The organism is Pedobacter sp. KBW06 (genome assembly GCF_003852525.1).
GTDB lineage: Bacteria > Bacteroidota > Bacteroidia > Sphingobacteriales > Sphingobacteriaceae > Pedobacter.
The window spans coordinates 639342-652807 of sequence record NZ_QAJL01000003.1; the positions used below are offsets into that span (position 1 = coordinate 639342).

9 protein-coding genes are annotated in these 13466 nt (G+C 45.7%); all 9 read right to left on the reverse strand.

The features are described 5' to 3' along the window. Positions 1 to 13 precede the first annotated feature (13 nt). Positions 14 to 1309 carry a TolC family protein gene (locus DBR43_RS17535; protein ID WP_124583102.1) on the reverse strand — a complete coding sequence of 432 codons (1296 nt, stop codon included), beginning with the start codon at positions 1307 to 1309 and terminating at the stop codon, positions 14 to 16. Then, the gene (locus DBR43_RS17540; protein WP_233603027.1) at positions 1296 to 4481 is read right to left on the reverse strand and encodes an efflux RND transporter permease subunit; all 3186 of its coding nucleotides are present in this window, start codon (positions 4479 to 4481) and stop codon (positions 1296 to 1298) included. Before DBR43_RS17540 ends, DBR43_RS17535 begins: the two co-directional genes overlap by 14 nt. A gap of 84 nt (positions 4482 to 4565) precedes the next feature. Next, positions 4566 to 5672 carry an efflux RND transporter periplasmic adaptor subunit gene (locus tag DBR43_RS17545; RefSeq protein WP_124583104.1) on the reverse strand — a complete coding sequence of 369 codons (1107 nt, stop codon included), beginning with the start codon at positions 5670 to 5672 and terminating at the stop codon, positions 4566 to 4568. Positions 5673 to 5789: 117 nt separating this feature from the next. Then, positions 5790 to 8474 (reverse strand): magnesium-translocating P-type ATPase, encoded by a 2685-nt coding sequence (gene mgtA, locus DBR43_RS17550; protein ID WP_124583106.1) that lies wholly within the window; start codon positions 8472 to 8474, stop codon positions 5790 to 5792. Next, positions 8471 to 9181, reverse strand: a complete 711-nt coding sequence (locus tag DBR43_RS17555; protein WP_124583109.1) for an MgtC/SapB family protein — start codon at positions 9179 to 9181, stop codon at positions 8471 to 8473. The genes mgtA and DBR43_RS17555 overlap by 4 nt, the downstream gene beginning before the upstream one ends. A 207-nt stretch (positions 9182 to 9388) precedes the next feature. Next, a complete protein-coding gene (locus DBR43_RS17560; RefSeq protein WP_124583111.1) occupies positions 9389 to 10756 on the reverse strand; it encodes an ATP-binding protein in 1368 nt (455 codons plus the stop codon). A 19-nt stretch (positions 10757 to 10775) separates the two neighbouring features. Then, positions 10776 to 11459: a response regulator transcription factor gene (locus DBR43_RS17565; RefSeq protein ID WP_124583113.1), complete on the reverse strand. Its 684-nt coding sequence runs from the start codon at positions 11457 to 11459 to the stop codon at positions 10776 to 10778. Positions 11460 to 11621: 162 nt separating this feature from the next. Next, positions 11622 to 12782, reverse strand: a complete 1161-nt coding sequence (locus DBR43_RS17570) for an iron-containing alcohol dehydrogenase (RefSeq protein ID WP_124583115.1) — start codon at positions 12780 to 12782, stop codon at positions 11622 to 11624. A 176-nt stretch (positions 12783 to 12958) separates the two neighbouring features. Continuing rightward, entirely contained in the window at positions 12959 to 13450 is a 492-nt protein-coding gene (locus DBR43_RS17575; protein WP_124583117.1) for an Lrp/AsnC family transcriptional regulator, read from the reverse strand. Positions 13451 to 13466: the final 16 nt, after the last annotated feature.

Genomic DNA, 13466 nt, shown 5'->3' on the forward strand with positions numbered 1-13466 from the left:
CCGTTAATCCCATTTAAAATTCGATATCCCAAATCCCTGCGGCCCTTTCCAGTTCCAGCAATGTATTTCCACAGGCGTTCCATGTCTCCAGATAACTCTGCTGAACCTCATTAAATGTTCGCTGGGCATTGAGCACTTCCAGAAGTGAAGTTTCTCCCCGTTTATAGCTGTACACCTTGCCATCCAATACTTTCTGTGCATCCTCCAGCATTCCTCCTGAAAACTGTTCGACCTGCTTTCGGCTCGCCAGGTAATTATAATAAGCCTGTGTCACCTCTGTCTGAATCTGCAGTTCGGTTTGCTGGTATAAGACTTCGTTCTGCTGAACGCCATACTTGGCAGCCCTCAATGCCCCGGGATTCTGGTTGGAAAACTTCAAAGGAATGCTGAACCCTATCGTGACATTTGTTGAAGAAGGTGTTGGTGCCACGGCATTGGCCACCACTGAATTTGAAGCGACACCAAGAGACAAGCCCAAATCAAGCGTTCTGCTGGCTTTAGCCAGTTTAAGTGCCCATTTAGACACCTCAGTGCTTTTTAATGCAGCCAGCAGGTCCGTACGGCGATTCTGAGCATTCAGGATCAGCTCTTGCAGGTTGAAAATCCTTTCGAGCTTTTTCAGGTCAACATCAGGTGCGTAAAAGGTATCCTGTTGTTTTGATCCGCTCCACATGTTCAGGCTCGCCAAAGCTGCTTTCCAATCTGCCTCCTGCTGAAAAACTTCGTTCAGCTGTGATGCGGCCTCCAGTCTGGATTGCCTGGCATCAACCCCTGATATCGCGCCCAGTTTTAATCGAATGCTGTCCGAGCTGCTCAGTTTTTTCATCATGGCATAAGAATTCATTTTTAGCCGCAGCAATGCCTTTTCCTTTACCGCATTCAGGTAAGCCAGGGTTGCGTCAGCCCTTAGGTTTCGGAAATAATCGTCTAGTAAAAGCTGAGCCAGCTCCGCTTCCCTGTTGGCCAGGTTAATCCTGGCCTTTCGTTTACCACCCATTTCCAGCGTATAGCTCAGGCCAGAACTGATTTCGTATCCCATTTTCATACGCCGTTGCCCATGATCTCCTGCTCCAAAGCTCAACTCAGGATCAGGAAAAACCCTTGCACTCAAGGCATCCGCCTCCGCAATGCTCACTTTAAATTTTTCGGCAGCATAACCCAGGTTATTCTGCCCAACCATTTTCAAATAAGCCGGAAAAGAGAGTTTAAGCTGATAAAAACCGGTATCCACCTGAGCATGGACACTGTGGCCAAAAATTAGCAGCAACAGGATTAAAAAACCTTTTTTATATTCATTAAGTAAGTTCATCGGTGTTGGAATTAGTAGTTAATAATTGGATTTTACCAGTTGCAGCATCCGCTTCAGCCCTACGCTCCAACAGGTAATAAAGTGCTGGAAGGGCATACAAAGTAATGGCCGTAGAGAAAAGTAAACCATAAACGATGACGGTAGCCAGGGGCCGTTGTACATCTGAACCGATCCCTGTAGCCAATGAGGCTGGCAACAAGCCAAGAACGGCTACCGTAGCCGTCATCAATACCGGCCGGAAACGATGTTTTGCACCTTCAATTACCGCGTTTTTCAACGCCATCCCCTGCTTTCGCAAGCTATTGATATGCGAAAGCATGATGACCCCATTCTGTATCGCCACGCCAAAAAGCGCAATAAAGCCAACGGCAGAAGAGACATTGAGCGTCATCCCCCTGAGGTTTAAAGCCAGCATTCCGCCAAACAAAGCGAGAGGAACAATGGTCAGGATCAGTGCCGCCTGATTAAACTTGCCGAAGGCGACATAAAGCAGTAAAAACATGATCGCCAGCGCCAGGGGAACAATTACCAGCAACCTGGAATAGGCACGATTCTGGTTTTCAAACTGTCCGCCCCACTGGATGCTGTACTTCTGATGGCCGTACGTAATGTTCTTTTCAATTTTCGCTTTAGCCTCTTTAAGTAAAGAAGATAGGTCCGTACCCCTCATGTTAAGCTTTACCGTGAGATGCCTCCGGTTCGTCTCTCTCGTGATCGTACTCTCTCCGGTACTCAGCCCGATGTCTGCGACCTGCGACAAAGGGATTTTAGCCCCCTCATTGTTTGTCAGCATGAGGTTCCCGATTTTCTCAGGACTATCCCTGCTGTCTTCTTTATAGCGGCAGGTCAGCTCATACACCTTATTGCCCATGAATACCTGAGAAATTGCTTTTCCACCTATTGCAACCTCGATCAGGTTTCCTACATCGGCTACATTTAAACCATACTGAGCGATTTTCTCCCGGTCTGCCCGAATCTGCAATTGCGGCAATGGTGGTTCCTGGTCAATCGCAATGTCTACCGCTCCTTTAACGGTTTTCAGCGTTCGCCGGATGTCCTCTGCGATTCTCCTGCTTTCCTTAAAGTCATCACCATAAACCTTTACGACCAGCTCACTATGTGCCCCTGAAATCTTATCCATCACCCCATCAATCATCGGCTGTGCAAAACCCACAGTATAGCCGGGCATGCTTTCATATTCTTTCGACAATTCAGCGATCAGGTCTGCTTTGGTTTTCCCCCGCGGCCATTGGCTATAAGGCAAAATTCCGATGGAGCATTCAAAGTGGGCCGCGGTAAAAGGATCGGTTCCATCGTCGTTTCTCCCGGCCTGAATCATCATATAGGTCACCTCCTTATGTTTCATCGTCCGATGACGAAGCGTATCGCTCATCTCCCTGGATTTCTCCACCGTGATCCCCGGAGGAAGCTGAACCTGCAACCATATAGACCCCTCATCAAGAGGAGGCAAGAAATCTTTTCCTACAGTAACACTTAAAACAAGACCCGATACAAGCACAAATGCCAAAGGCAGAAAAACCCTGCCCGGCCGCGCCATGATTTTGCTGGTCCTGCTGTAATAAGCAAGGCTCAGTTTCTCCAGCCATTTGTTGTGATACAACTTTTTAGGCTTGCGGTAAGTCAGGTATGCGAGGCCCGGAATCAACAACAATGCAACGGCCAGCGCACCAAATAAAGCATAGCCAACTGTAAACGCCATTGGTGTAAACAGCTTCTTTTCTACCCGTTCAAAAGCAAATAAAGGCAGGTAGGCGGTGATGATAATCAAGGTGGCAAAGAAGATCGGTTTTGCAACGCTAAAAGCACGATTGGCAATAGACTGCTCTTCCAGCACCTCCTCCGGATGATCCTCTCTTTTCTTGAGAATTGTTTCCATCATCACGATGGCTCCATCCACGATGATTCCAAAATCTATCGCCCCCAGAGAAAGCAAATTCGCTGGAATATTGGTCAGTTTCATCAGGATAAAAGCAATGAGCAATGAAATGGGAATGGTAATTGCCACCAGTAATGCACCTCTCCAGCTGCCCAGAAAGACGATCAGAACAATGATCACCAGTGCCATTCCTTCGATCAGGGTATGGGATACTGTCTTTAGCGTTGTGTCTACCAGATCTGTACGGTCCAGAAAGGTATGGATCTTTACGCCTTCAGGAAGCAGGCCATTGTTGAGTTCATCTACGGATTTATTGATTCCTGCAAGAACATCTGAAGGATTTTCTCCTTTCAGAAGCAATACGATCCCCTGGATACTTTCACTATAATCACGACTGCGATCGGTATAGCCCAGGACACCTTTACGTTCCAGTTTTCCATATTTCAATTCCCCGAGATCGCTCAGCAGAATGGGAACTCCCTTTTGGGACCTGACCACAATGCGGCCAATGTCTTCCAGGTTCCTCAGCAGCCCGATTCCACGAACCACGTAACCCTGCTCGCCTCTGTTCAGGATGCTTCCCCCCACATTTGCATTGTTTTTGGCAATCGTTTCTTCAACATCGCTAATATTCAACTGGTATTGCTCCAGCTTTGCAGGATCGAGTTCGATCTGATACTGAGTGGTAATGCCCCCAAAATTGGTCACATCGGCTACGCCCGAAACCTGCTTGATCCTGGGGATGATCAGCCAGTTTTGAAGGTCAGTCAGTTCCCGGAGGTCATGCCCCTTGCTTTCAATCACATAGCGGTAAATTTCGCCCGTTGGCGAAGTCAGCGGGTCCAGACCAGGCGCTGCACCATAGGGAAGCTGCACCTCCGTAAGCCGTTCCTGAATGCGCGTACGCGCAAAATAATCGTCTGTGCCGTCGTTAAACACAATGGTGATGATAGACAGTCCAAAAGTACTTTTGCTTCGCATCACGTGCATCCCAGGCATTCCGTTCAACGCTCTTTCCACAGGAATGGTGATTTGTTGTTCTACCTCTTCCGCGGCCAGACCGGGAACCTGGGTAACAACCTGGGAGGTCACATCGGCAATATCAGGATAAGCTTCCACTGCAAGCTTTGTCCATGAATAATAACCAAAGACCCCCAGGAGGAGGAATAGGGCCAGCATCAGCCAGCGCTTTTGTATGGCGGTAAGTACAATATTTTTCATCAGAATATATTTGTTTTTCAATGGTAATGAAGCGATCATGATCTTAATATTCATTTCGTTATGTGATCTGTAAGATCATGATGGTTTCATCAGAATATATTTGTCGCTTAATGGTTATGACTTGTATTAATTCGGCTTTTACTTTGCTTCAAGCAGGTAAAAACCACCTTCAGTGACGATTGTTTCTCCCGGTTTAAGCCCGGACGTGATCATCATTTCCCCCTGATCAACAGCGGCTGTTTCGACTTTCCGGCGCACAAATTTCCCCGGAGCAGTCTGCAGGAACACAAAACTGTTATCGTTCATCTGGAAAACAGACGAAACAGGCACCGCAGCCGTATTTTGAGGACTATCCTTGAAACTGACTGTTACGTACATCCCCGGTTTAAGGGCATAATCCTTATTTTCACATTCGATCAGCACCTTCACGCTCCTTGTCTCTTCGTCGATTAAATCTTCGACACGATAGACCCTGCCCTTGATTTTGCGTCCCGGATAAGCCGCTACCGCGATCGTCGTTTCGTCGCCCTGATGTATAAAGCGGATGTCCTTTTCTTTCACCTGTCCGGCAATCCAGACTTTGTTCAGTTCTGCGATTTTTGCATGAGGAGCCTCGTCGCTTTTCAGGTAATGTCCCGTCACCAGGTCATTTTGAATGACCTCTCCTTTGATGGGAGAACGAATGATCAATGGCTGTCCCAGAACCAGTTTATCCGGGTCAGTCTGGTAGATCCTGAGGGCAGCCCTAACATTTTCATACTCCTTTAAAATCAGCTCATAAGAAGCTTCTGCCTCTTCCAGATCTTTAACTGAACCCACTTCATTTTTTTTGAGGTCCCGCTGACGTTTTAAATTCAACAATGCCTTCTTTAATTCGGACTTTGCAGCGAAATAATTCTTCTGGGTTTCTATAAATTCAGCGGATACCATTTCAAAAAGCGGAGTTCCGGGATCGACCTTCATTCCAAGTTTCAGAAACACTTTGACCACCCTTCCGGAGAACGGTGCTGCGATGTCTGCAAAGAAGTTTGGAATGGCCTTTACTGTTCCTGCACTACTGAGTGTCATACGGTAGGCAGTTTCTGCAACCGTATCCAGTTTTAGTTTATGCTGCAGGTTTGAGTTCGCTGCGATGAGCACCGTATCGCCTGAGAGCTGATAATTTACAGCTTGTTCTTTGTCTTTTTTTTGGGCACAGGAAGCCATGAGCAGTAAGAAACTGCCGGTCAGTAAAATCTGTTTCATTGGTGTTGTTTTTTACGTTTGAAAGAGAGAATTTCCAGCGCAAAATCTCATAGTCCGATGTTTACAAGGACTAAACTCTCTATTTTTACAATTTTTAAATGATTTTTATTCAAATACTTACAGCCATTGACTAAACTTTTTAATGAACAAAGATTTCACATATTGAGTTAGCAAACAATAGCCAGTCAGGATGCCGATGAGCCATGGAAAATAGGTAAGCGGCAAGGCTTGGAGCTTCAATATTCCGGCAAAAGGACTAAAAGGAATTGCGATTCCGACCAGCATAATTAAGGTCGTTAATGCGACTACCGGAGTTGTTGCCCAGCTTTGAATAAAAGGAATTTTCCTGGTCCGGATCATGTGCACAATCAGCGTTTGCGACAACAGTCCTTCCACAAACCAGCCGGTCTGGAACAGCGTCTGGTGTTCCGGGGCATTGGCTTTAAAAACAAAGAACAGCACTGCAAATGTGGCATAGTCGAAGATGGAGCTGATCGGCCCGATATACATCATAAACCGGCTGATCCCCGCTGCATCCCATTTTTGAGGTTTTTCTAGAAAGTCTTCATCCATTCTGTCCCAGGGGATAGAAATCTGTGAGATGTCATACAGCAGGTTCTGAATTAACAGGTGGATTGGCAACATGGGTAAAAAGGGAAGAAATGCACTGGCCCCCAGCATACTGAACATGTTTCCAAAATTGCTGCTGGCAGTCATTTTGATGTATTTGATGATGTTTCCAAAGGTTCTGCGCCCATAGATCACCCCTTTACGGAGTACCATCAGGTCCTTTTCCAGCAAAATGATATCGGCACTTTCCTTGGCAATATCCACAGCCGTATCGACTGAAATGCCCACATCTGCATCTCTTAGCGCAGCAGCATCATTGATCCCATCCCCCATAAAGCCAACGGTATGACCTTTCAACTGCAGCAATTTCACAATTCTTGATTTCTGAATGGGGCTGAGCTTGGCAAAAATACTGGTCTCCGCAAGCCGGGCAGAAAGTTCCTCATCACTCATCTGTTCCAGTTCATTGCCCAGTAAGACCTGCTGAAAGGGAATTCCTACATCCCTGCAGATTTTCCTCGTTACAATATCATTATCACCGGTCAGGACTTTTACGCTGACGCCCAGTTTCTGTAACCCTTCAATTGCAGGTTTAGCAGAGGGCTTTGCAGGATCAAGAAAGCCGATAAACCCGGTTAGGATCATCTTTTGCTCATCCCCTACCGTATAGTTCGCCGGGCGTCCTTCATGTTCCTTTATCGCAACCAGCAGTACCCTCAGTCCATCTGCATTGAGTTTACGGGAAATGCGGAGCACAGTATTCCTCATGGTTTCATCCATAGGAACAATGCCATCTTTTTCGATGTGAAGCCGGCGGTCTTCTCCCGGATCGAAAGCATGCGAACAGAGGTCCAGCATTTCTTCCACCGCTCCTTTACAGATCAGCAGCTGTTTTCCGTTTTTCTGTTCCAGGATCACGCTCATACGTCTCCGCTGAAAGTCAAACGGAATCTCGTCCACCTTCACATAATCCTCTTCCACCTTCAGGTAGTCATGAAGCTCTACATGCTCCAAAACAGCCAGATCAAGCAGGTTTTTCAATCCGGTTTGATGGAAACTATTGAAATAGGCCCATTTCAGTACCTCATCATCTTCTTCACCAAATACGTTCAAGTGCCTTTCCAGGATGATCTTATCCATCGTCAGCGTTCCTGTTTTATCCGTACAGAGCACATCCATCGCCCCGATATTCTGAATGGCATTCAGCCGTTTCACAATAACTTTGCGTTTGCTCATGTTCTTGGCCCCTTTGGCCAGATTTGCCGTCACAATCATAGGCAGCATTTCCGGGGTGAGGCCTACAGCAACAGCAATTCCAAACAATAGGGCCTCAAACCAGTCGCCCTTGGTTAATCCGTTCAGGAGAAAAATAAGCGGCACCATCACCAGCATAAATCGGATCAGCAGCCAGCTCACTTTGTTGACCCCTTTATCAAAGCTTGTTTCCGCACGTTTTCCGGTAATTGCTTTTCCGATAGAACCGAAATAGGTCAGATTGCCGGTTGTCACGACGATAGCCGTTGCCGTTCCACTCAGCACATTGGTTCCCATAAAGCAGATGTTATCCAATTCCAAAGGAGATTTATGATCGGCATCCGGGATCAGTTCCCCGTTCTTTTCCAGAGGAAGAGATTCCCCGGTCAGCATCGCCTGACTCACAAAAAGGTCTTTTGACGTGATGATGCGGATATCCGCCGGGATCATATCCCCTGCACTTAAAAAGATCACATCTCCCGGAACGATATTTTTGATATCGATCTCCTTCCTGCCCCCTATTTTACGGAGTACATTGACCGTGGTTTTCACCATACTTTTCAATTGTTCTGCCGCGCGGTTACTGCTGTATTCCTGCCAGAAACGCAATAATGAACTTAGCACCACCATCAGGCCTACCACTATCACCGTTTTATAATCCCGCTCAGGCGTTTTAACCAACCATACATCCATTATAAATGAAATGACAGCCAAGATCATCAACACGGCAATAAAAGGGTTTAGAAAGGCTTGAAATAACTGAACATACCAGGCCGGTGCTTTTTCATGCTGAATTTCATTTAATCCAAACATTTTTCTCTTTTCTGCAATCTGGGATGGTCCCAGTCCTTCTTTATTGCTGCTCAGCATGGCATAAAAGAAGTCCTGGTCTCCCCTTGAAGCATTTCTCAATTTGGTTACTGCTACATCATCGAAGCCTGAGACCGCTTTCTGATGGTTCGTTTTTAGTGTTTTCATAACTCTGATTGTTGTCCTGTTAATTCCCAGCTCACCCTCATCACCTCGCTCTCGATCGTCAGCCTGCTCACCATTTTCTCCATCAGCTCGTCCTGATTGCCGGCCGCAATGATCTCAGCAGTGATGATCGCATTTGCGGGATCTCCATTATCGCTGCTGGTCAATGCCCTCAGCATTAATTTATCATGGTTCCCCAGGTGTTGCAGCAAGAGGACACGAATGTGATTTTCTACCGTTTCTTTGCACTTGATTGAGATCAGGTATTCCGTATCCGACGATTCGCTTTTATGAAAAATGGAGATTTTACCCAGCTTCAGACCCAACGGGCGTAACATCAGATGTGCCATCACGATAAAAGCGGCACCGATGGCTGCTTCCGAAATAAAGCCCATTCCACACAATGCGCCGATTGCTGCAGAACACCAGAGTGTAGCCGCGGTATTGAGTCCGCGGACATTTGTCCCATCTTTCATGATGACACCGGCACCCAGAAACCCGATGCCGCTAACGATATAAGAAGCAACCCGGCCACTGGCATCGCCTCCGATTTTTACGGCAAGCGTAATGAAGATTGCAGCACCCAGAGACACCAGCGTATTGGTCCGTAAACCTGCGATACGCTGACGCCATTGGCGTTCTATGCCGATTCCGGCGCCCAAAGTAAGCGCCAGTAAAAGGCGCGTTGTGAAGTCTAATGTAGTTAACATGGCTTTTGTTGTTGCCCCAACTCAGGGACAGCAACAAAGCACTATTCTGAGGAGGGAAGGTGAAAAAATAATGGCTTATGACACGGAGGCTTATCCATATGGTTTGTTTTTTTATTGTGATGCAAAAGTAAGGCAGGCCCTGCCGGATCGCCGTTAGGGGACCATTAGAAAGACATTAGAAAGTCATTAGAAAAGGGCAGGATTTTACTAAACGTGGTTTAGGATCAGGATAAAAGTAGTTCCTTCATGCTCTTTGGAGGTCAGCAGAATTTCTCCGTTATGGAGGTCAACAATCTTTTTGGTCAGGGCAAGGCCGATGCCATTCCCTTCCGCATACTCTTTGTTATTCCCTCTGTAAAAGGGTTTAAAGAGGTTTTGTATGTCTTTTTCGGCAATACCGATCCCCTGGTCCGAAAAACGCAGGATCGTTTTTTCTTTGTAGTAGGAAATAGAGACCACAGATTCCTGGTTTTCAGAAAACTTGCAATTGTTCTCCATCAGGTTGATAAAGGCAAGCTTTAACAGGTGCTCATTCCCCTGAATCGAGATAAAATCATCGTCTTCCGCTTCCTGATCAAAGATGATGTTCACCTGGTATCCCGCCTGGTTGTGCATCACTTCCGTTCTTGCATCCAGCAGCACTTCATCCAGACGGATTTCCTTAAAGCTGATCTCTGCCTGGTCATAGCTCGCATTCGCCAGATTCAGCAAACTTGTACTTAAGCGGGCCAGTTTACGGGCATCCGTTAAGGCCAGTTCAATCGCTTTTTGGTATTCAACTGTACTTCGTTCTTTATTCTGAGAGATTTCCAGTTCTGCAATTACGGTGGCCAATGGTGTTCTCAGTTCATGAGAGATATGGGAGACAAATTCTTTCTGGGCATCAAAGGAGTTCTCAATTCTGTCGAGCATCCGGTTAAAGGTGATGGCCAGCTCTCCGACTTCGTCTTTACTGTTCTCAACTTTGAGCCTCAGGTCAAGGTTTTTAGCCGTAATCTCCTCCACTTCATCGACCATGTCCGCTACGGGCTTCAGGGCATGTTTGGCAAAAAAGTAGCCCGCAAAAACCGTTAGAACGATGCTTCCAATCGCCGATAAAATCAGGATAAAACGAAGGTTCCCCAGCTTTATCAACCCATATTCGTCTTTTGCAGCAGCAGTGATGACATAATCCGCTCCTTTATACCGATATAAAAAACCGACTGCCTGAAGTTCTCCCTGGTTAAACTGAATCTCTCCCTTGCTGACAATCTCGGCAATCATCGCCCTGGTTTCTTTGATCTTGTCAATATTTACCGCATCATGGTACAACAGCTGAAAATCTGTATCATAAACCGCCACTTCCTCCTGGAACAAAGAGCCCGGAGAATTTTTATAGATCGTTTGTAAAACACCCGGCTCTACTTTAGCGTCCAGCAAAAGATTGGTTTTAGTAACCGCCAGTTGTCTCAGGCGCTTATAGTATTCCTCCTCCCTGTTCTCTGCCGAGGAGAAATAGATAAAAAAGGCAAATCCGGAGATGATCACCGCAAAAAGCAGGGTAAATAAAAGGCTGAGTTTGTAGCGGATTTTCAAGGCTTTGTATTTTTCAGGATCAGCTTTCTTTGAAAATAAAGCCCATTCCGGTTTTGGTATGAATTAGTTTATGATCAAAGTTCTTATCAATTTTCTTTCTAAGATAGTTCATATAAACGTCTATGAAATTGGTTCCCGTATCAAAATGGGTATCCCATACTTTGTCTGCGATCTCTGCGCGTGTCAGAATCCGCTCTTTATTCCGCAACATGTACTCCAGGAGCTTAAATTCTTTAGGAGTAAGGCTGATTTCCATTCCCATCCTGCTCACCACGTTGGTTTGCAGGTTCATTTCCAGGTCTGCATATTTTAATACCTTCGCTACCGGAGCATGTGAAGTACTTAAGGAACGGTTCAGCAGGGCTTTTATCCTTGCGTGAAGCTCCCGAAAGTCGAAAGGTTTCACCAGATAGTCATCTGCACCAGCATCAAAACCATCAATCTTGTCATCTGTAGTACCGAGGGCAGTGAGCATGATGACCGGAATTTCCGGCCAGATCATTCTGATTTCTTTACACAGCTCAATTCCATTCATCCGGGGAAGTACAATATCCGTAATGATCAGATCGTAACGGTTGGAGGTCATTAATTTCTTTCCCATCAATCCATCGTAAGCCAGTGTAACCAGGTAGCCCTGCTCCTCCAGCCCTCTTTTAACGAGTTCTGAAACACGAAGATCATCTTCAACTAATAACAGCTCCATATTGATAAATTAAAAGGCTTGCTCCGGCAAATATCCAGAATTATTTCGGATTCCGGCATCCGAAGTACAGATAAGCCCCGGAATAGCATGGGCACAAAAAAGCCCCGGTTCCGGATCCTAAAATTAAGATCGGGAACCGGGGCCCCTATTTAACAGGATATATTAATAGCTCATTGCTACGATTTTCTCTACGTCTGAAGGAGAAAGCGTTTTATGCTCACCCAATCCCAACCAGCCTCTTTCGGTGAAGCGTTTGGAAATTTTCTCTGCCGTTCCTTCATAATCATCCGTATACTCTCCAAGTGTTGTTTTGATTTCCATCGCATGGAAAAAATCTTCAGTTTTTGCGATGGCAATTGTTGCAATCTCCTCTACAGTACCTTCCTGAATCCCCCATACACGCTGTCCATACTGTGCCAGCTTCTCTTTCTTCGCTTCGAAGTTATAACGGTAATGGCTTGGCGCAATGATCGCCAGTGTTCTCGCATGGTCGATGCCAAATAAAGCAGTCAACTCATGTCCCATGGCATGCACTGCCCAGTCCGTAGGCACTCCTTTTTGGATCAAACCATTCAGCGCCATTGTGCAGCTCCACATAAAATTCGCAGCAGCTTCATAGTCGGCAGGGTTTTCTATTACTTTAGGGCCTACTTCTATCAGCGTCTGCAGGATACTTTCTGAAAAACGATCCTGCAAATGTGCTCCTGCAGGATAAGTCATATATTGTTCCAATACATGGGTAAAAGCATCGGTAACACCATTTACCAGTTGACGTTTCGGAATGGATTTTACCACCTCAGGATCAAGGATAGAGAACTCAGGGAATAAACCAGGTCCGCCCATGGCCAGCTTTTCCTGTGTTTCTGCACGGGTAATTACGGCACCGGAATTCATTTCTGAACCTGTTGCAGGCAAGGTCAGTACCGAACCGAAAGGCAATCCAACTTCAGTTCTGATGCTTTTTGTTAAGATATCCCATGGATGTGCTCCCTGGTATACAGCCGCAGCAGAAAGGAATTTTACCCCATCTATTACAGATCCACCACCAACAGCCAGCATATAGGTAATCTTTTCTTCCTTAATCACTTTTAAGGCCTGCATCAATACCTCATATTCCGGATTCGCCGGAATTCCGGCAAACTCAACAACCTCAAAGGCTTTTAATGCGTGGATCACCTGATCATATACACCGTTGGTTTTAATACTCCCACCTCCATAAAGCATCATTACTTTAGCTCCGGTTGGAATCTCTCTGCTTATCTTTTCTATTTCACCTTTTCCAAAAATGATTTTGGTTGGGTTTTTAAATTCAAAATTTAACATTTCTATAGGATTTGTAATGAAGCAAAATTATCACCCATAGCTTGTAATCCCAAGGAGTTTGGCGCATTTATTACCTTTGGAATGTCATTTTACGGCCCCTTTCCAGACTGCCCTTTCCTGAACCACGGCATGGCGATCCTGTTTCCGGAGCCTCCTGCCCTGCTCATCAGTACAATTTAAAGCAATAAAGGTGTTTCTTTGATCGTATCCATCACGAAAATGCTTTTGGTCTGCGCAATTCCCGAGATTTCACTCAATTTATTTACAGAGAAATAGTGGAAGCTCCCCATGCTTTCGACCACAATTTTGAGCATAAAATCAAAATCTCCGGAAATGTTATAACACTCGGTAACTTCTTTAAAATCCAGTACCGCATCAATAAATTCCTGAGCAGCCCTTTTATTGTGTTCTTTCAGAGAGATCTGTACAATAACGGTAATTCCCTTATTGATTTTCCGGTTATCGAGCAATGCGACATATTTTCTGATTACTCCTTCCCTTTCGAGTCGTTTGATCCGTTCATGCGTTGGTGTTGGGCTCAGATGCACTTTTGAGGCAATTTCACGAATGGTTAACTTGGAATTTTCCTGGAGCAGCCTGAGGATTTCATAATCTTTATCGTCTAATACAATAGGTGCTTGTCCGACTTGTTCTGTTTGCAGTGTCATATTTAAGATCAAAAAT

Excerpts from the sequence above, each read along its gene's own strand:
- DBR43_RS17540 (WP_233603027.1), bottom strand. The coding sequence starts at position 4,481 with ATGAATATTAAGATCATGATCGCTTCATTACCATTGAAAAACAAATAT.
- DBR43_RS17575 (WP_124583117.1), bottom strand. The coding sequence starts at position 13,450 with ATGACACTGCAAACAGAACAAGTCGGACAAGCACCTATTGTATTAGAC.
- DBR43_RS17570 (WP_124583115.1), bottom strand. The coding sequence starts at position 12,782 with ATGTTAAATTTTGAATTTAAAAACCCAACCAAAATCATTTTTGGAAAA.
- DBR43_RS17565 (WP_124583113.1), bottom strand. The coding sequence starts at position 11,459 with ATGGAGCTGTTATTAGTTGAAGATGATCTTCGTGTTTCAGAACTCGTT.
- DBR43_RS17535 (WP_124583102.1), bottom strand. The coding sequence starts at position 1,309 with ATGAACTTACTTAATGAATATAAAAAAGGTTTTTTAATCCTGTTGCTG.
- DBR43_RS17555 (WP_124583109.1), bottom strand. The coding sequence starts at position 9,181 with ATGTTAACTACATTAGACTTCACAACGCGCCTTTTACTGGCGCTTACT.
- mgtA (WP_124583106.1), bottom strand. The coding sequence starts at position 8,474 with ATGAAAACACTAAAAACGAACCATCAGAAAGCGGTCTCAGGCTTCGAT.
- DBR43_RS17545 (WP_124583104.1), bottom strand. The coding sequence starts at position 5,672 with ATGAAACAGATTTTACTGACCGGCAGTTTCTTACTGCTCATGGCTTCC.